This window comes from Paenibacillus sp. PL2-23, from assembly GCF_040834005.1.
Taxonomy (GTDB): domain Bacteria; phylum Bacillota; class Bacilli; order Paenibacillales; family Paenibacillaceae; genus Pristimantibacillus.
Genome location: NZ_CP162129.1, coordinates 2,149,318 through 2,167,809 on the forward strand (window position 1 = coordinate 2,149,318; position 18,492 = coordinate 2,167,809).

Genomic DNA, 18,492 nt, shown 5'->3' on the forward strand with positions numbered 1-18,492 from the left:
TACTGTCATTAATAAGTATTGGATTGTGCGGTGGAGCCGTTAATCTTGATCGTGCCGCTCGTATTCTTCACACCGTAGGACCCCACAGAGATGGAAGCGCCGGTCATCGTAATATTGGCTGTGCCCGGAGATGGATTAAGCTGGAACAGCTTAGCGCCAGGCACTTGTACGTTAATTCCGTTAATGGTGATGTTCTTCGTGGAGGTATTGTTCTGGTTGACCCATGTGAAGACGGCCAGATTGTAATAATTGTTCGGGCTTTCCCCAACCACAGTTAGATTATTAATCGTTGCCGTTACATTCTGGTTGTCATCGTTGTTCCAGCCGAACTGAATAGGTGCGCCGTTGCGAAGCATACGAATCTCAACGTTCTCAATCGTCATATTACGGTAAAGCTTAATGGCGTCGTCGCCCGTCTTAATATAGCTGTTCTTGATGGAGGAGCCATTGGAGCCGATAAAGCCGTCGCTATTGTTCTGGTCGCCGCCTCGATTATCGATTAATCGAACGTTGTCGGCATGGATAATCGTGCTGGTGCCGTAGCCGGAGATATGATACCCCCGCGGATTCAGGGATTTCAGCTTTTTCACATATAAGGTGCCAGTGCCTACCATTTCAATCGCATTGTGCTGCCATGGATTTAGACCGCGATTTTGTGTGTAACGCTGTTCGGAGGTGCCGTATATTTCGGAGGTGTTCCAGTTCTCGCCTTCAATGGTGGCATTGCCATAAAACTTGAAGCCGCCTGTTACCCGAACATTGGCTTTAATAATGACCTTCGTGACAGTGGTAGGCACATTATAATAGAAGCCTTGGATGGAGCCGCTGGAGGTGAAGGTCAGCGTACCTGTTGAAGCATTCCAGGTTAAGTTGCCCGTGTACGATAACCCTCCTGGTCCAGTTGCAGCGTGAGCCTTGGAGGCCGGCGTCAGCGAATACGAGACGCTTAGAAGGAGAATCAAAGACATTACTAGCAGAGTCAATCGGTTAAAACGATTCATTGTCAACAAATCATTTTCCTGCCCTTCGTTATGGTTTAGTTTTCACCGCGGTTGAAAACATTTCCAGTATAAAACGCTTACATTGTTTCGGCTAGGGTGAAATAATGTAAGAGGGTGGAAAATATATCACTAAAAAGTGCCCGGCCTGCTGCGGCCGGGCATTGCTGTGTACGGAATAATGGGGCTACCTAGTCCTTCTCCACTGACTCGGTGTAGCTCCAATAAAGCGCTTGAATACAGTAGCGAAATGCTGGCTGGAGGGGTAGCCAAGGCGATAGGCAATATCCGTTATGGAATCCTGGGAGCCTTCTAATTGACGGCAGGCTTCCTTCACACGAAGTCTTTCGGCAAAGGTGATGGGAGGTTCACCTGTATAGCTTTGAAAAGTACGATAAAAGTGGGAAGAGCTGACGCCAGTCATTTGGGCCAATTCGTTGACCGTGGGCCGCCACTCGGGCTCCTTGCCCATCCTTTCAATTAGTTCTTCGAAACGAAGCTTCAAGTCGGCAGCTATTTCGTGCGAACCAGAATGTGGAGCAATGATCGCTAGTATGGCTTTAATCAATGCAGCTCGTACCGCAACGCTCTGAAGTGCGTTCCTGAATAGAAGTGTGTGCTTCAGTCTCTTCAGGGCTTCAAAGGAAGCCCATCCAACGTGCTTGACGCGAGGCAATTCAGCTAATGCATGTTGGATATGCATTAGCTCCTCTGTCGTGAAGCCGAGCCAGCCAATTGGAGCAGGCTCCTCTACAATAAGCCACCAAAATTTACAGGGCTCAATGACATTAAAGCTTCCCCTATGCTTCTCCCCGGGACGAGAATGAAAGACTTGTCCTGCTGTTGTCTCGTAGTGCTCTTCACCTAGCGCCCATCCAGCTTTGCCGCGTTCAATGAACACAAATTCATAACAGCCTGGATGCTGGTGCTCTGTGAGAGGCAGTGCTTTGCGCACTTCATCGGATCCCAGCATGACAAGCTCAGGAACGAAGCGTAAGTCCGAATCGTGCTCCTTATTATAGGTCCAGCGGTTTGTTGTCATGGGATCTCCAATGTTTCTAAATGTATTCAATGTTTCTAATACTACTCGTGAATAACCCGAACGTCAATCGATGATAACGTGCGTTAAGATGAGAGCAATCTTGACGAAGGAGGACACAGAGATGAGCCTGCAAGCAGAACGTGCATACAAAATTACTGCGAACGACAAAGAGGTGTTTCATCGAGACGGATATTGGATTAGTCCCAAATTGATCGACGACGATCAAATCGAGAGGCTGCGCAAGGCGCATGAGCGCATCTGGTCGGGAGATTATGACGGTGATGGATTGCCGATGAACCCCTTCCGCCTTCCCGATAATCCGCACGCTCTGCGAAAATTGGATAACGGCTGGTGGATTAACGATGAAGTTCGTGGAGTGGTCACTGATCCCTTCATCGGCGAGCTGGCTGCGGACTTGCTGGATACGGATGAAATTCGGTTATGGCATGATCAGGTCATCTATAAACCGGGCGTCGGCTTGAACGTCTCGCAGGACGGGAATGTCGGCTGGCATCAGGATTATGGATATTGGCTATGCTCCAATAGTTCAGACATGATTACCGTTTGGATTGCTCTTCAGGATACAGACCTCACGAATGGCGCAATGTCGACCATTCTTGGTTCGCACAAGTGGGGACTTATTCAAGGCAGCGATTCTTTCTTCAACCAAAACATGGAGGAGCTGAAGGAAAAGCATGCTGGGGGGCGTGATTGGGTGGAAGAGCCGTGTATCCTCAAAGCAGGGCAAGCCAGCTTCCATCATGGCCTTACGTTCCATGGATCAGGACCAAACCAAACGTTGAATCCGCGGCTGTCTATCGTGGCGCATGTAATGAAAGGCGGCACCCGTTACCGTGCAGGCATCCAGCGGCATGATAACATTCGCTTATTAGGTCCACGGCCGGTTGACGGGCAGGCGTTCGACAATGACTATTTCCCGGTATTGTTCCAGCGATAGATATTCACTCGATTGCTCAAGAAGGGTGGAGAGCTACAGGTAGCCTGAAAGCTATAGAGGACCTGTTCAATCCACATATAGAAACGCAAGGAAGACGGCAGGCGCTACCTGCCGTCTTCCTTGCGATTCTCACGCGCAGGCGTGCCGCCCATGGCTCGCCAGACTGCTACACGCGCCTTGCCTGCTCCCGAAACTTGAGGGGAGTGACCCCGACGTATTGCTTGAACAGCTTGCAGAAGTATGAAGGGTTGGAAAAGCCGATATCCAAAGCGATGGCGCTGATCGTCAGTGAAGTCGTCTCCAGCAGCCTGCACGCTTCCTTAATGCGCCGCCCAAGCATGTAGTCGGTGATGCTGCTGCCGGTTATTTGCGTAAACGAGTGGGACACATAGTAGGGAGACAAATGCAGGTCCGCGGCCAGCTGCTCAAGGCTTAGCTTCTCCTTGTAATGATCCTCCAGCCACAGGATGACGGCTTCAATATGATGGGGCATCCGCTTGGGCAGCTCCTTCGCCTCCAGTCTCCGGTCATACGCCGACAGAGAGTGCAAGCAGCTTAGCAGAAGCAGCCCGTACTCGTCCGCCTGCTTGTCGTATGGCACGGTGCTCAGATGCCGGACGAGACGATCGAACGCCTCCTCCAGCTCCGGGCCGAGCTTCGGATGGCGAAATGACTGCTGCTGCAGTCCGCTCTTCCACAGGCTTTGAAACAAGTGGCGGATGCGTCCGAACGGTTGAATGTACGCCTCCACCGCGTGCGGATCGAACATGAGAACGGTCCGCACGAAGCGGTCGCTCACGACCAAACGATGCAATTGGAACGGCTGAAAAAGCAGCAGCGTGCCTGGCTCGATGGGGAGCATACGATGTCCGACAATGGCGGTTCCCGTTCCTTCATACACATAAAGCAGCTCCATCGCTTGGTGAAAATGGAACACCTCCCACTGCTGGGACTCGCTTGTCTTGCGATAGTTAATATGAAACGGCTCTCTGCGCAGATTCACGTTCGTGCTGAGCTTCATCCTTTCATTCCTCCTCTACCCGCCGCAATCTGGAAGCGCTTACTAGATACTCTTAGTATAACAGCAATCCATGACTATGATAGCGCAATTGATGACTATGTTTCCCGTACAGGTCTGATAATCTTAGCATGTAAGCGCTGTACACAACCGAGCTTAGCGTGAGCGAAGCAGAGGTGCAGCCTGCAAATACCAAGGAGGTAGTGAGGTTGTCAGCTAAAAAATTCGAGGAGGGATTCATGATGAAAGCTATCAAAACGAAAGCAAGGCTGATCGCACTTGCACTCATTCTCGGCATATCTGCCACAGGTATATTCCCCGGCTCCTCTACCGCAGAGGCTGCTAACGTCTACGTGGATACTGTGGGTGAGATTCGTGCGGCACTGCAGAACGCACAGCCAGGCGATACGATTCTGGTCGCTCCGGGCACTTATGAATGGACAACGACGACGCAGGTCGGCACAAAGGATGCCTATTATTATTCGACAAGCAACGGCACCTCGGCGAATCCAATCACAATCAAGAGTCAGGATCCCGCGAATAAGGCTGTGTTAAAAGGCGGCAGCATTTCGAGCGCTGGCTATACGCTCTATTTGACCGGCGATTATTGGGTTGTGAAGGATCTTCATGTGACGTATGGTCAAAAGGGAATTATACTCGACAACTCCAATTACACAAAGATTGATGGCGTAACGGTATCTTATGTCGGCCAAGAGGGCATTCATGTTCGTGACGGAAGCTCCAACGTAACCATCGAGAACAGCACGATCCAGAATACCGGCGCGACAGGGACCTCCACTGATTTGGGCTTCGCGGAAGGTATCTACATCGGCTCCGACCGATCGGTGTGGGATGTCAACTCGTCTACGGGGTACAATCGGATGGTTCACCATACGACGGTTCGTAATAACACGATTGGACCCGGTGTTGGCGCCGAATCGCTTGATATTAAGGAAGGCACCTCGGGTACTCTGATTGAAGGCAACACCTTCCTTGGAGCGGGCATCTCCGGCCAGAACTTCTCCGACAGCTTTATTGATGTGAAGGGCGTCAACGTTACGATCCGCAACAATGTAGGCTATCGTCAAAACAATGGAGGCATTACGAAGGATATTGCTGAAGTAAATCGTACCAGCTCGAGTCCTTGGTGCCCAGCGGCGGAGACGTCCAATGGCAGCTTGACGAATACAGCGGATGGCAACACCTACACCAATAATACATTCCATGCGGGCAATCCGCCCGTGACGGACACGCAAGCGCCAACCGCGCCAACTGGGCTTAATGCAAATGCGGCTTCCGGCAGCCAGATCAATCTGAGCTGGACGGCTTCGACCGATAACGTCGCTGTTACAGGCTACCGTGTATACCGCAATAGTGTGCAGGTAGGCACAACGGCCAGTACCTCTTATAGTGATACGGGATTGAATGCGGCCACCTCGTACAGCTACACCGTTCGAGCTTACGATGCGGCAGGCAACCTGTCGGCGAACAGCAATACAGCGAGCGCGACCACCACAAGCGGCGGCGGGACACCTCCTGCCTCAACCTTGAAGGTACAGTACCAGGAAGGAGACGGGGGGGTAACAGGAGACAACGACATCCGGCCTTATATCCAGATCGTGAATACGGGAACGTCAGCGGTGCCCTTAAGCGAGCTGAAGGTGCGTTATTACTTCAAGAAAGAAGCAAGCGTGAATCAGCAATTTGCAGTAGACTACGCTATGATGGGGAAATCCAACGTAACCGGCACATTCCAAGCAGTGAGCCCGGCTACCTCGACGGCTGATACGTATCTGGAAGTTGGCTTCAAGGCGGGAGCAGGCAGTATTGCGGCAGGCTCCCATACAGGCTCGATCAAGCTGCGCATAAACAACAGCGACTGGTCGAATTACAACGAGTCCAACGATTACTCCTATAACGCCGCTTACACTACCTTAGCGGATTATTCGAAGGTGACGCTGTACCACAACGGCACGCTTGTATGGGGAACAGCTCCGTAGACGGGATTAAACGAATTTTTGTGGTCGTTCTCAGCCTAGAAGTTCAGACATCATTCTAGGCTTGGGTGCGATCGTATATTCTGGAGCGAGTCCTGCCAGCCATATCTTGAGATCAACTCCCTCGCTGATCGGCTTATGGTGAGAATTCAGCATGCTATTAACATTAATCATTATGGGGGCGTTGCTTATAATAGTCTTTCACGCGGGGCCTGATCGCCTTCGAGGGGCTGTAGCCTCTCGTTTTTTTAAATTGCTTGCTGAAATAATAAATGTTGGGATAGCCAAGCGCGTCCGCGACTTCACCCACAGTCATGCCGTGCTGGCTGAGCAGCAGCTCCGCGCGTTCGATTTTTTTGTCAATGATATAGCTTTCGACCGTCTGTCCCATCGTTTCCTTGAACTTGGAGGAGAAGTAGCGAGGGGATAGGAAGGCTTGCTTGGCTAGCTCCGCAATGCTCCCAGCTCCCGCGGGATTCTCTCGTATGGAGGCGGCGATTCGTGCCATCGTCTCGTAATGAGGGCTGCGCACGCGCGGCGATTCCTGCTCGATCGGCAGGCTCTCTCGTTCCACATGCATGAGCAGCAGCTTCAGAAGCATAACGGCTTCCTCCTCGCAGCGGTGTTCCCGAAAAGTTAAGACGTGCACGTACCTGTCCAAATAAGCCTCGAAGGGCGATGGCGAGTCAAGCCTGCAGGATGAAGGAAGAGAGGACAACGAATCGGGAGGCCCGCCGATATTATGGAAATGGATATAGGTTACCACAAGGGGATGGTCGGGATCATGCCAAGCATCTACCCGGTCGCCAGGCCGGAACAAATAGCAGTCTTGTGCTCCCAGTCTTCTCTCCTCGCCGTTCAGAACGAGGCGCCCCTCTCCCCGCCACACATACCAAAGATCGTAATCCTGGAATGGATGATCGCTCCGATTCCACTTCCATGAGCGTTCGCAGGCGACCTTGCCATAGGCTTCGCCAATGCTATATGATGGTCTGTTCTCCATTTACTGCATGGCTCCTTCTCTTCACTAGATTCGTCAAATTATATAAATAAACAATGAAAATATGACATTTGATATATAACTTTTTTACTATAGCATGAACATATGCAATCAACAAATTTGACAAACAGGTGGTGCTTAACATGAGGGGAAGGGAAGGCTCGATTTCGCCCGAGGAAATTTCGAAACGGCTGTACCGGTATGATCAATTAGCAAGGACGTACGCTGGTGTGGATATGCTGGGAGAGCAGGAATGGAAGGCGTATAAGGAAGCTGGCTTTCTAGCGGTTGAGGGTGTGCTGGAGGAGCGGGAAATACAGGATGCGATTGATGCTATCATGTCTATGATCTTCGAGGATACCAAAGGGGCCTCCATTCAGTTCAGCAAGCCTTCAAGCGAGCTGAAGTCAAACGAGGAGAGGGAGCTGGCCGTGCGCAAGGTGCATCAATTCTCGGATCGCGATGACCGGCTCCGGCATGTGGCTTATCATCCAGACATACTGAGACCGGTTGAGGCCATTTTGGGCGAGAAGCCTAAGCTTGTACAGGACATGGCTTTGCTCAAGCCGCCGCATGGAGGCGGAGAGAAGCCATGGCACCAGGACATGGCGTACGGCAATCTGGCTTATGACAAGCCGGTGGTCGGCGTGTGGATCGCGCTTGATGAGGCGGCTCTGGACAATGGCTGCATGCATGTGCTGCCGGGCTCGCATGCTGACGGCGCCACTCCCCATTATGCCGTGCGCGATTGGCAGCTATGCGATTCCCATGTGGCTGTGGAGAAGGACGTGGCGGTTCCGCTTAAGCCGGGCGGGCTCATGTTCTTCCATGGTCTGCTGAAGCATGGGACCCCTTATAATCTGTCGCCGAAGCGGCGCCGCGCTCTGCAATTCCATTATGTCGGCGAATCTGCGCGTAAGCTTAGTCCACAGGAATACAAGAGGACGTTCACCAATGAAATGTCCGGGGCAGAATGTTAAGAAACAAATAACAAAGAAGGCACCTCGTCTCGAGAGATGGGGTGCCTTCGTTCCTTATATTTCGTTAATTGGAGCGGCTAACACAATTTCACCTCGCGGCTTCTCCCCGAATGCGTCCGGCTCCAGCGTAATAGCAATCGTATCATAGCCCTCGTCTTGCAGGGTATAGTAGATAGCTCCGGTGCCTCCATGTGTCAGGAATGTCCCCGCGCTGTATTTGTTTTCGCCTTTGATCATCCAAACCTGATAAGCCTGTGTGCCCTCCAGCTCAGGCAGCTGCTCCGCCTGAACAAGCAGATGGGTTCCCGTCTTGTCAATGACGATGGTGGCCAGTCCTTGCGCAACGATATCCTCGGCTGCGGGATGGAGCTTCACAGCTTGGTTAACGGTCAATTCTTGTATCGGAGCATGCTGTGATGCGTCCAGCTCGCTTTGCAATTGGTCTACTGTTTGTCGAAGCTGCAGGGTATACGGTACGAGAACCAGCATTGCGGCGGCGAGCCCTATCGATAGATACCGGCCGAAGGAATAGCTTTTCTTGTGTACGCTAGTAGTTGTCTCGACTGCTCTATCCTGATCTTGAGCCAAGCCGGCAGGCTGTCCTTCGGGCGCAAGCACATGGTCCAGAATGCGGCTCCTCATGCCTGCGGGTACGGGAACGGGATCTGAGGCAAACGCGAATTGCCCGATCATATCCTGCAGCTCGATGCGCTGGAGCTGACAAGCCTCGCAGTGCTCCAGATGCTTCTCGAAAGCATGGGCTTCCTCCTTGGAGAGACCGCCTAGCAGATATAGCTCGATTAGCTCGCAATCCTTATTTGTAGGCTTGGTCATATCTCGTTTCCCTCCTCTCCAAATCTCCCAATCTATTCTTGAGCTGCTTCATGGCCAATCGAATGCGGCTCTTCACCGTTCCCAGCGGAATGCCCTTGTTCTGGGACACTTCCTGGTGCGTGTAGCCCTGATAATAAATAAGATCCAGCACTTGCCGCTGATCATCGTTCAATTGCTCAATCGCGTTCTTCACTTTCTCGCCGACCCATTTCTTGTCATATTGTTCTTCCGGCGTGCCATCCCTGTCAACCAGACTCTCCAGCGGCTTCGTGTCCGTCGTCTGAGCAGCCGTACGGTTGTGCCTCTTGCGCAGCTGATCGATGGCAATATTCCGTGTAATAGCGAACATCCAGGTGGATACCTTGCCTTGTCCGATATCGTACCGATCGGCGTGATTCCATATGCGCATAAAAAGCTCCTGCACAATCTCCTCGGCCAGCATGGCGTCACCGACGAACCGGAAAGCAAAGGCGTAGACCGTCTTCTCATAACGATCGTATAACCGTGTCAATGCGGCGGCATCCCCGTTCGAAATGCTGAGAAGAAGCTGCTGTTCTTCTTCTTGCGGATCTATCATGTTAGCGCTCCTTTCCAAAGCTATCTTTCATTATAAAGATTCGTTAGCGGAAATAAAGCGAATGCTGGACAAAAAAAATTGGCGGACCTGTGATCCAAATTAAAAAACGTTCCGTAACAGTGGTTACAACCGCCAAATGACACCGGCGGAAACAAAATAGAGAAGAGGAGTGTTTTTTGGATGAAAGGAAAATGGGTTTACAAAATGGTTAGCCTGGTACTGACGATGGTCTTGCTTATACCCGCAATGGCCAGCGCTCATACCGTAAGCACAAAAGGCCCAACATCGGATTTGCGTTCCGCTCTAGGGCAAATGCTGGGCGAGCATGCGCTTCTTGCGATAGTCGCTATGCAGAAGGGGTACGATGGCGCTGCGGACTTCGGTCAAGCGGCAGGTGAGCTGAACCGCAACACCGACGAGCTGACAGCGGCGATCTCCTCCCTCTACGGCAAGGAGGCCGGTGAGTCATTTAAGGAAATTTGGACATCCCACATCGGCTATTTTGTGGATTACGTCAAAGCGACGGCGATGAAGGATACAGCCGGACAGCAAGCCGCAATAGCCGATCTGGAGCAATACCGCATGGAGCAAGCCAAGTTCTTCGCTTGGGCTAATCCGAACTTCGACGAGGCCGTCATGGCAGCTGAGCTTAAAATGCATATCGATCATCTGCTCGGCACCTTCCATCATTATGTCGCGGGCGATTACGATGCGGCATATGAGGAAGCGTACACGGCTTATGCCCATATGTTTATGACCGCTGACGCGCTGGCTGGCGGGATCGCGGCGCAGTTCCCGGAAACCTTCACTGACCGCGAAGGCAGTAATCCAGCTTTTGATCTGCGCTCTGCGCTGGAGCAGAAGCTTGGCGAGCACGCGCTGCTGGCTGTTTTGGCCATGCAAAAGGGGATTGACGGCAAAGCGGATTTTGCAGCCGCAGCGGCTTCCCTTAACCGCAATACCGAGGAGCTGTCGACTGCAGTAGGCTCCATCTATGGTGATGAAGCGGGAGAGATGTTCGAGGAGATCTGGAGCTCTCATATTCGTTACTTTGTGGATTATGTTACGGCAACTGCCGGCAAGGATGAGCAAGGAAGGGAAAAAGCGATTGCAGATTTGGAAAAATACAGAATGGAGCAGGCTGAATTTTTTGCTTGGGCCAATCCGGAATTCGACAAGACAGCCATTGCCTCTGAGCTAAAGATGCATATCACTCACCTGGTTGATGCCTTTGACCAATATGTAGCCAAGGATTATGACGATGCGTATGCCAGCATACGTACCGCCTATGGACATATGTTCCCAACAGGGGCCTATCTGTCCGAAGTCATCTCGAAGCAATTCCCTGACCAGTTCCACACCGCCAAGATGATGGATGTGATGAAGGTCTGGTTCCAAATCGGCTCCAGCACACTTATTATCGACGACATGACAACGGTTATGGATACGGAGCCATTCGTGAATAACGGCTCAAGCTATATTCCGCTGCGCTACTTGGCAGAAGGCATCGGAGCTAAGGTAACGTGGGATGATGCCACGAGATCCGTATGGATCGAAACGGGCAGCAGCAAGGCGCAATTCTGGATCGGTCAACAATTTATGGAGATGGATGGCAAGCGTATGGAGATTGGCCAGCCCGTCATCATTAAGGACGGCCGAACGCAAGTGCCTGTTCGTTTCATCGCCGAATTGTTCGGCTGGAATGTCGCCTGGGGCAATGCCGACTGGTCCATTACGCTGACTAAGGGCATGGAGATGGAGATGGAAGAGAAGCAAGACATGCACGGAATGCACAGCATGCATTAGTCGCAATGGGAGGATCTATCGCGCTATGCAAGCTTAGTTGCAAACGGAAGGGGAGCCGCACAAGCGGCTCCCCTTCGGCTTGTCCGCCAGACCGGAGCAGCCATGATCCCTACGATGGATTGGAAGACGATTCCGCTCGCTTGAAACGAAGCATGCAGCTTGTTCCTTGGGAGCTGGTGCTCTGTATTTCAAGCCGCCCGTTCATCGCTTGCATGAGACTAATAACGACCATCAGCCCTAGACCGGTGCCCTTCTCTTTCGTCGTGTAGAAGGGCATGCCGATACGGGCGATTTGCTCCTTGGTCATGCCGGTACCCGTATCCCTAATTGTAATGATCACCTCGTCCTCCACAGGACGAATACTGATGGTCAGCGAGCCGCCCTCCGGCATCGCTTCGATCGCGTTCTTGATGACATTCAGCAGAATCTGCTGCAGCTTGTTAGACTCGCCCCAGATATAGGCCGGCTGCTCATCAGCCCCTTGCTCCCAGACGATTTGCACATTGGAGAGCAAAGCAAGCGGCTGAACCAACGGCAGGATGAATTGAACTTCATCCTGCAACGCAATCCTTCGCTTGCGTTCAATCGAAGGCCTTGCGAAGCTCAAATAATCGGTAATAATGCCGTTGGCCTGATCGATCCCCTCCAGGGCGTAGCGTGTATAGGAAATTCGCTGATCGGGGGTTAGGTCCTTCTTGGACATGAGCTGAATAAAGCCTCGCACGGTCGTAAGCGGGTTGCGGATCTCGTGTGAGATGGCTGCTGTCAGTTGGCTGACGATATGATTTTTTTCCGAACGAATCAGATCCTCCTTCAGCCTTTCCTGCATTTGAATCTGGAAATACACATAGTTGACGATGACACCAATGAAATATGTGCCAATGACCGCAGTTATCACATAATGGATCGCCGGTATGGGACGGACGAGTGGATACAGCACGCTGTACGGGATGACATATGCCGTAATCATAGCCGACGACCATAAGACGGTGTGCGGGAATGAGCGGTCGAAGGCGTTCCGGTAATAGAGCAGCAGGCCAAAAAGAAGCTGCAAAGCGGACGCGGCCATCACGGGAAGCAGCGGGTTGTCATAGAAGACGAAGCTGCAAAAGTTGAATATGAGCCAGGTAAGCACGCTTGTAACGTAGCCCCCCAATATAATGGAGAACATGATGGCTAGAGGAATGAGATTCAGGGTGTACAGGAACGGATCGACATCCTCGTAGCCGATGTAGAACAAGGACAGCAGGAGGAGCAGTCCTATATAGAGCGCTTTGCGCGTGCGGCTCCGTTCAGACGATTTGGGAGATAGAATAAGGAATAGCAGCAACGCGCTTAGAAAATAAAGCAGATTATGCCATTCGTTCATTATGAGCACTGCCATTCCCTTCTTCCTTTCAATCAAACATTTTGCCGTTCCAAGGCAGTCCCTTCTCGAACCGCGAACGGTCGGTGATCCGCCATATAGCCAGTAGGTTTAAATCAAACACATTCCAGATCTGACAATGCTTCTTGCTGGAGCCGTCCGCATCAAGAATGGCATTGACTGCTCGCCGCGCGGCTTCATTCGCGCCTTCCATCGTGGCAAGATCGGTATTCGTCCGAACATAGTCCGAGGCCAGGAACAAATTCGGGATTCCCGTATACGCATTAGGGCGCAAATACCAGGTGTTCACTTTGTTCACCAGAAGCGGCTCCAGATTAATCGCCTCATGCGGGTTCGGGAATTGAATGTCCTCATCCAAATACCAGCTTACAAGCTGTTCATCGGCCAGCGTGACTTGTCCGTCGTGATTGAGGCTTCGCTTCAGCTGTGTCCATACCTCGTTTTTCACTTCCTCGGCCGTGCAATGCTTAGCAGGCTTCCCATACAGGATGCCGGGCGTCTCCCAATCCGATATATCCACGGAAAGAATGCCGCGAACGTCGCCGTTGCCTGCATCCTCGAAGGAGAAGGAGGGCCAGAATTGCGCCTGGGATACGGAGGTGAGCGCCCAAGGGCTGTCCATATAGATCATATGGCCATGAATGACTGGCACATCTTCGTTTAAATAAAATTGAATGCCGTTCATCCAGTCAACGGATAATGCCAGCTCTTGAATGCCTGCCAGCGTCGGATCGGCTTGAATCAGCTCTTCATTCAGCAGCCTAGCCATGACTTCAACAGGAACAGCGCTTATATAATAGTCGGCTCTCACATCGGTGGATATGCCGTTGATCGTCACAGTTACATGACTAATGGCTCCGTCCCCGCAATGTATGTGGTCCACTGTCGCTTCCTTGATGTAATCGACGCCGCCGGCCTCCAGATAGGACAGCCAAGGCTGGATCCACACCTCGTTGGTCGGTCCATTGAGCAGTCGATCGGCGCTGACTGGACGCTCCATGTCCATCATCAGCGTTGCTCCTATCGTTCCAATGGTAGAGGTGTTGGCTTCTCTTGACTTGGCAGCAACGAGAATGCGGGTTAATCCCGTGAAGACGCTCTGAAATGCAGGGGAACGCTTATCCGCTTCGATAAAATCCCACCAGGGAATTCTCTGATAGTCCAGAACGCGCCGTTCGTCGCAGCTGGAGATGACCTGCCAGAGCTTGTCCACGAACCACTCCACATCATCGGCTGTGAGCCCAAGCTTGTTGTCGAACAGACTATGCAGCAGCAGCTTAAGCTCCTTGATAGAATGAGGGAGTCTAGTAAGAAAGGGCAGCATGGGGCAATTGAAGAACGCCATGCCGAGTTGGCTTCCCTCCACGAGGTTATCATACACGCCATTACGGTTCCCTGGATAAGGAATACGCTTCATGGTATCGGTAACATGCTTGTAGAATCTCGGGAAGAAGCGAAAGCCATGCTCGCCGGGCAAATCTCGCCGTCCATCCTTGCCCGATCCCGGCACAGGCATGCTGCGTGCTTTGCCGCCTGGTATGGCGCGTGTTTCATACACAGTGACCTTGTATCCCCGTTCCATAAGCTCATGCGCGGCGCTCATTCCGGCAACGCCGCCTCCAAGTATTGCGACCTTTTTCGTCAAAACAACCGTTCCCCCCCATGCGAATCGCGTCGAATAAGAACTAGATTTGCTGATCTGTGCTATACATATCTTAACTTTCAATACTATTTCATGCAATGCTTTCCTCTTACTAGTAGATTCTCATAAAAAAGAGTCGGCATTCAGAGCGCGAGTTCAGGAACCGCGTCATCCAATAGAAGAAGCTGCGCGCAACGTATTTCTCGAAGGAGCCCATGGATGAGGGGATATTATCATTAACTATAAGACATAGGGCTTGCTTCTGCCCTAAGTAGCTAGTTCCAAATTCTTCATTTTCATGTATAATGGTGGGGAATTTAAAAAAATGGGGGAGACTTACCTTGATAAGAAAGATTTTTTAATCAGTACATCGTTATTCCTACTTGTGAGCAGTATTGTAAATGCTCATCCAGGAAGGACAGACTCATCCGGAGGACATACATGCAGGACGAATTGCGAGAAATGGGGCCTTAGTTATGGGGAGTATCATTATCACAACGGAGGTAGTAGCAGCTCGTCAACGTCGTCATCCGCTTCGTACGAATATGTTGATACAAGAAGCGAGGAAGAAAAAGAAGCAGACGAGTACATCTGGCAAGGCAATTATTATTATAAACAATCTAGTTACTACAATGCTTTGTATTATTATTTGAAGGCTAAAGCCACAGCATTTGGTTGGAAAGTGGATTATTTTTATTACACGATCGCTGCGCAAAAATTGGCGGATCAAGCAATAGTTAACATGAATAAAGATAACTTGGCAGCTGCAAAACAGTATTTTGTTCTACTAGAACAAGACACATTATTGGCATATACATACAATGTTTCATCGAATATGGAATGGATAACAGAAAGACAAGCTTTCTTGAATGCATTTGGTGATGCGCGTTGGTACTACTCTCAGAAAAATTACATTAATGCTGTTTTGCTGGCTGATCAAAAGATGAATCTGGGACTTGCTAACAATTCTCATGCAATTAATTTTATCAATGATTCTGCACTTAAGCTCTCGCAACAAGCCTACGGAGCATTCCTTAAAACGGATTATGATCTTTCTCTTAAATGTTACACTGTTCTCGCGAATTCTAATTACGCTCCTAAGAAGTTGAAGGATGGAGCTGCTGTAAACGTTAAGGTTGTACAAGGCTATTTGCAATAAGTTATAAGGGGGAAGTGCTATGGGTTTTGGGTTTCGTAGGAGTTTTAAAATTGCACCAGGTATCCGTATGTCTGCTAGTAAATCAGGTATAGGGCTGAGTTTCGGCGGCAAAGGGCTCCGTTATAGTGTCCATAGCTCGGGGCGAAGACGAATGACCACAAGTATCCCTGGTACTGGCATTTCTTATACATCATCTAACTCCACACGAAGAAATTATCGGTCTAACCCGTATCAACGGCATCAGCAGATACTTCAAAGAGAACAACAAGCGAGAGAAGAGAAGGATCGAAATCGTTTGATTGTTGAGAAGTTTGATAACCGAATTGAAATGATTAAATCGATACACAAAGAATGCGATGATGAAATTGATTGGCTTGATATTAAAAATGTGCCAGCACCATTTCAAAGAGATCAGAAGGGGCCACTTGAAATTGCGGCGACAAGTAAATATCTAAACTATCGCCCTGGATTTTTTGTAAAGCTATTCAAAACGGAAACCAAACAAAAAAATAAATTATTATTGGATATTCAAAACGCATCGAAAGAAGATACGAGGGCTTACCAAGAATGGCTTGAACTTAACATTATTGCAAATCGTGTTTTAAAAGGGGACGTGGATGCTTTTTTCGAAGTCATTGATCAAATGTCACCGCTTGATGATTTACTTGAATTTGGAAGCGGATTCGAGTTTTTCTGCGAGAATCCAAATTTCATGAATATTGAATTCGATGTGCATAGCAATTCTGTTGTTCCTCAAAAAGCACTTACGCTTACTAAAACCGGTAAAATTTCTGAAAAAGAAATGACGAAAACCCAATATTACGATATACAGCAAGACTATATATGTAGTTGTATCCTACGTATCGCTCGGGATATGTTTGCTATATTACCGCTGAAGCATCTCGTTATAGATGCAATGGATGAGCAATTAAACACTGCAACTGGCTATTCGGAAAGAGTATGTATCCTTTCGGTTCATTTAAAGCGTGATCAAATGAACAGGCTTAATTTTGAATATATTGACTGCTCAGATGCTATAAGCGGTTTTGAGCATCGAATGAAATTTAAGAAGACGGGTGGTTTTGCACCTGTTCAACCAATTACAAGTCACGATATTCAAATATAACATAAAGAAAGGTTTTCAAGTAATTTATGAGGTGTTTCAATGAAGATTTCTCAAAAGAGTAAATGGCTATTTATCGTTAGTGCAGTTCTTTTTATGATTCTTCTTCTATTTGTACTCTTTAATCGGAGGTTAGATGAGGAACAGGTAAAGAACCCAATAAATTTAAACGTAAGCACAATATTCGAGCAATTAAACCTTGATACCTTAAAGGATGCTACCATTTTGGCTCTCATAACAGAAGAGGATAACTCGACAATTATTGTTGCTGATGATCCGAGAGAATCAACATTTTACGTACTCAAGGCACAATGTCCACTAATAAATGACTGCAAACTCATTTGGTTTGATGATATAGGTTATAATGAAAATGAACAAAAATGGATTAACTGGGGATTTGGGAATGGTAATATACCAAGTGGGGGATTGGTTGTAGGATTAATTCAGGATGAGATAGACCGTGTCCGACTAATAGGTATTCCTGAGCAGACCAGCCTGACTTACCACCCACTTGAAGGAAGTCATCTTAAATTGTTCTACGGTGTGTTCCAGGAGAGTATTGATCCTCCCGTAAATATCCAAGGTTTAAGCAAATCAGGAAAGATTCTGTTTGAAGATTAACGGACTTCTACAATTCGGATGACCTTATCAGATACTGAATAGAAAAAGCCATAGCGGATTTTTATCCCGCTTTGGCTTTTTCTATTATAGGTACCAAATGGAGAGCAACCGCTGAGAGATCATAAGCATGAGCTTTCATGATTTATTTAAGCTTGAGCCTGCTTTCTAGAAAAGAAAGTCGTCAACGCCTTATAAACCTCGCCTTTCTCCTTAATAATGGAGTACATAAACTTTTTATCGCTAATGTGCTTATAAGCCGACATCAACGTACTGCTTCGATTATACTGGTTAACCTCGCCATAACCGAACATATTGCAGCGTTCCATTAACTGAGAGATCAACCGAACGCATCGTTCGTTATCGGAGGTCAGATTGTCTCCATCCGAGAAGTGGAACGGGTAGATATTCCATGCGGAAGTCGGATATCTGCCGTCGATGATATCCAGCGCCTTCTGGTACGCAGAGGAACAAATCGTTCCGCCGCTCTCGCCGCGAGTGAAAAACTCCTCTTCCGTAACTTCCTTGGCTTCCGTATGATGGGCGATGTATATAATTTCGACGTGTTCGTATTTACGGCGGAGGAAGCGGGACATCCAGAAGAAGAAGCTGCGAGCGCAGTACTTTTCGAACGAGCCCATGCTTCCCGAAGTGTCCATTAGCGCGAGGATGACGGCATTGGATTGCGGTTTCACGATTTCGTTCCACGTTTTATAACGAAGGTCATCCGGGGAAATACCGCCAATACCGGCAATGCCGGCATTGGCATTCCTGCGCAGGTTTTCGATAAGAGTTCGTTTCTTATCGATGTTGGACATAATGCCTTTTTTGCGGATATCCGTAAATACGATTTCCCTTGTCTGCAGCTGCTCCTTCTGCTTTTGCTCCAGATTCGGAAGCTCAAGCTCCTCGAACAACATATCCTCTAATTCGTCGATGCTAATTTCCGTATCGACCATATCCTCGCCAGGCTGATCGCCGGCGCCTTCACCCTTGCCGCCCTTCTTGGAAGCCTGGGGATCGACGCCCAGCACGTCTCCGACCTGGCTGTCACCGTCGCCTTGACCCACATGCTTGTTCTTGTTGTAGTTATATACAAAACGGTATTCATCCAGGCTCCGAATCGGTACTTTAATGACCTGCTTGCCGTCAGACATGACGATGCTTTCCTCGGATACGAGATCCGGCAAATTTTGTTTGATCGCCTCGCGCACCTTCTGCTGATGTCGGGCTTGATCCTGATACCCTTTGCGGTGCAGCGACCAGTCTTCCTGTGAAACAATGAACATGCCTTTGTCCGATGGACGCATTTCAGAGCACCTCCTCGCTGAATGGTTGCTGTTATTCAATATA

Annotated in this window: 15 protein-coding genes and 1 pseudogene; 7 read left to right on the forward strand and 9 right to left on the reverse strand. The window is 49.5% G+C overall.

The features are described from left to right. Nucleotides 1–8: 8 nt before the first annotated feature. Both AB1S56_RS08920 and AB1S56_RS08925 read right to left on the reverse strand, forming a co-directional pair. Entirely contained in the window at nt 9–1,001 is a 993-nt protein-coding gene (locus AB1S56_RS08920) for a hypothetical protein (RefSeq protein ID WP_367903449.1), read from the reverse strand. Between the two features lie 184 nt (nt 1,002–1,185). Beyond that, nucleotides 1,186–2,040, reverse strand: a complete 855-nt coding sequence (locus tag AB1S56_RS08925) for an AraC family transcriptional regulator (protein WP_340869979.1) — start codon at nt 2,038–2,040, stop codon at nt 1,186–1,188. A gap of 121 nt (nt 2,041–2,161) precedes the next feature. On the opposite strand from AB1S56_RS08925, the gene AB1S56_RS08930 reads away from it, so the two are divergent. Further along, nucleotides 2,162–2,998: a phytanoyl-CoA dioxygenase family protein gene (locus AB1S56_RS08930; RefSeq protein WP_340869982.1), complete on the forward strand. Its 837-nt coding sequence runs from the start codon at nt 2,162–2,164 to the stop codon at nt 2,996–2,998. 166 nt (nt 2,999–3,164) lie between these two features. On the opposite strand, the gene AB1S56_RS08935 is transcribed toward AB1S56_RS08930, so the two are convergent. Then, nucleotides 3,165–4,019 carry an AraC family transcriptional regulator gene (locus AB1S56_RS08935; RefSeq protein ID WP_340869984.1) on the reverse strand — a complete coding sequence of 285 codons (855 nt, stop codon included), beginning with the start codon at nt 4,017–4,019 and terminating at the stop codon, nt 3,165–3,167. A 236-nt stretch (nt 4,020–4,255) separates the two neighbouring features. On the opposite strand from AB1S56_RS08935, the gene AB1S56_RS08940 reads away from it, so the two are divergent. Continuing rightward, nucleotides 4,256–6,016 (forward strand): cellulose binding domain-containing protein, encoded by a 1,761-nt coding sequence (locus tag AB1S56_RS08940; RefSeq protein WP_340869985.1) that lies wholly within the window; start codon nt 4,256–4,258, stop codon nt 6,014–6,016. A gap of 163 nt (nt 6,017–6,179) precedes the next feature. On the opposite strand, the gene AB1S56_RS08945 is transcribed toward AB1S56_RS08940, so the two are convergent. After that, nucleotides 6,180–7,016: an AraC family transcriptional regulator gene (locus AB1S56_RS08945; RefSeq protein ID WP_340869987.1), complete on the reverse strand. Its 837-nt coding sequence runs from the start codon at nt 7,014–7,016 to the stop codon at nt 6,180–6,182. Between the two features lie 140 nt (nt 7,017–7,156). Between AB1S56_RS08945 and AB1S56_RS08950 the strand changes: the two genes are divergently transcribed. Further along, entirely contained in the window at nt 7,157–7,993 is an 837-nt protein-coding gene (locus AB1S56_RS08950) for a phytanoyl-CoA dioxygenase family protein (protein WP_340869988.1), read from the forward strand. Between the two features lie 54 nt (nt 7,994–8,047). On the opposite strand, the gene AB1S56_RS08955 is transcribed toward AB1S56_RS08950, so the two are convergent. Together AB1S56_RS08955 and AB1S56_RS08960 are read right to left on the reverse strand one after the other, a co-directional pair. Beyond that, nucleotides 8,048–8,827, reverse strand: a complete 780-nt coding sequence (locus AB1S56_RS08955; protein ID WP_340869990.1) for an anti-sigma factor — start codon at nt 8,825–8,827, stop codon at nt 8,048–8,050. Next, nucleotides 8,808–9,404 carry a sigma-70 family RNA polymerase sigma factor gene (locus tag AB1S56_RS08960; protein ID WP_340869992.1) on the reverse strand — a complete coding sequence of 199 codons (597 nt, stop codon included), beginning with the start codon at nt 9,402–9,404 and terminating at the stop codon, nt 8,808–8,810. The genes AB1S56_RS08955 and AB1S56_RS08960 overlap by 20 nt, the downstream gene beginning before the upstream one ends. A gap of 180 nt (nt 9,405–9,584) precedes the next feature. Here AB1S56_RS08960 and AB1S56_RS08965 point away from each other — a divergent pair, with 180 nt between their 5' ends. Then, nucleotides 9,585–11,210, forward strand: coding sequence for a copper amine oxidase N-terminal domain-containing protein (locus AB1S56_RS08965; RefSeq protein ID WP_340869994.1), 1,626 nt, complete (start codon nt 9,585–9,587; stop codon nt 11,208–11,210). 109 nt (nt 11,211–11,319) lie between these two features. Here AB1S56_RS08965 and AB1S56_RS08970 read toward each other — a convergent pair whose 3' ends face one another. After that, entirely contained in the window at nt 11,320–12,594 is a 1,275-nt protein-coding gene (locus AB1S56_RS08970; RefSeq protein ID WP_340869996.1) for an ATP-binding protein, read from the reverse strand. Between the two features lie 13 nt (nt 12,595–12,607). Continuing rightward, a complete protein-coding gene (locus AB1S56_RS08975; protein ID WP_340869998.1) occupies nt 12,608–14,242 on the reverse strand; it encodes an FAD-dependent oxidoreductase in 1,635 nt (544 codons plus the stop codon). A gap of 322 nt (nt 14,243–14,564) precedes the next feature. On the opposite strand from AB1S56_RS08975, the pseudogene AB1S56_RS08980 reads away from it, so the two are divergent. The 3 genes and pseudogenes from AB1S56_RS08980 to AB1S56_RS08990 form a co-directional block, all read left to right on the forward strand. Next, nucleotides 14,565–14,777: pseudogene (locus tag AB1S56_RS08980) on the forward strand (YHYH domain-containing protein); the annotation flags it as partial. A 640-nt stretch (nt 14,778–15,417) separates the two neighbouring features. Beyond that, on the forward strand, nt 15,418–16,524 hold the full coding sequence (locus tag AB1S56_RS08985; RefSeq protein ID WP_340870001.1) for a DUF4236 domain-containing protein: 1,107 nt from the start codon (nt 15,418–15,420) through the stop codon (nt 16,522–16,524). Between the two features lie 39 nt (nt 16,525–16,563). Next, the gene (locus AB1S56_RS08990; RefSeq protein ID WP_340870003.1) at nt 16,564–17,142 is read left to right on the forward strand and encodes a hypothetical protein; all 579 of its coding nucleotides are present in this window, start codon (nt 16,564–16,566) and stop codon (nt 17,140–17,142) included. Between the two features lie 146 nt (nt 17,143–17,288). Here AB1S56_RS08990 and yhbH read toward each other — a convergent pair whose 3' ends face one another. Continuing rightward, nucleotides 17,289–18,449, reverse strand: coding sequence for a sporulation protein YhbH (yhbH, locus tag AB1S56_RS08995; RefSeq protein ID WP_340870004.1), 1,161 nt, complete (start codon nt 18,447–18,449; stop codon nt 17,289–17,291). Nucleotides 18,450–18,492: the final 43 nt, after the last annotated feature.

Coding starts and splice junctions, on each gene's coding strand:
- AB1S56_RS08945 (WP_340869987.1), bottom strand. CDS start 7,016: ATGGAGAACAGACCATCATATAGCATTGGCGAAGCCTATGGCAAGGTC.
- AB1S56_RS08985 (WP_340870001.1), top strand. CDS start 15,418: ATGGGTTTTGGGTTTCGTAGGAGTTTTAAAATTGCACCAGGTATCCGT.
- AB1S56_RS08930 (WP_340869982.1), top strand. CDS start 2,162: ATGAGCCTGCAAGCAGAACGTGCATACAAAATTACTGCGAACGACAAA.
- AB1S56_RS08925 (WP_340869979.1), bottom strand. CDS start 2,040: ATGACAACAAACCGCTGGACCTATAATAAGGAGCACGATTCGGACTTA.
- AB1S56_RS08970 (WP_340869996.1), bottom strand. CDS start 12,594: ATGGCAGTGCTCATAATGAACGAATGGCATAATCTGCTTTATTTTCTA.
- AB1S56_RS08940 (WP_340869985.1), top strand. CDS start 4,256: ATGATGAAAGCTATCAAAACGAAAGCAAGGCTGATCGCACTTGCACTC.
- AB1S56_RS08920 (WP_367903449.1), bottom strand. CDS start 1,001: ATGAATCGTTTTAACCGATTGACTCTGCTAGTAATGTCTTTGATTCTC.
- AB1S56_RS08965 (WP_340869994.1), top strand. CDS start 9,585: ATGAAAGGAAAATGGGTTTACAAAATGGTTAGCCTGGTACTGACGATG.
- AB1S56_RS08990 (WP_340870003.1), top strand. CDS start 16,564: ATGAAGATTTCTCAAAAGAGTAAATGGCTATTTATCGTTAGTGCAGTT.
- AB1S56_RS08935 (WP_340869984.1), bottom strand. CDS start 4,019: ATGAAGCTCAGCACGAACGTGAATCTGCGCAGAGAGCCGTTTCATATT.
- yhbH (WP_340870004.1), bottom strand. CDS start 18,449: ATGCGTCCATCGGACAAAGGCATGTTCATTGTTTCACAGGAAGACTGG.
- AB1S56_RS08955 (WP_340869990.1), bottom strand. CDS start 8,827: ATGACCAAGCCTACAAATAAGGATTGCGAGCTAATCGAGCTATATCTG.
- AB1S56_RS08950 (WP_340869988.1), top strand. CDS start 7,157: ATGAGGGGAAGGGAAGGCTCGATTTCGCCCGAGGAAATTTCGAAACGG.
- AB1S56_RS08960 (WP_340869992.1), bottom strand. CDS start 9,404: ATGATAGATCCGCAAGAAGAAGAACAGCAGCTTCTTCTCAGCATTTCG.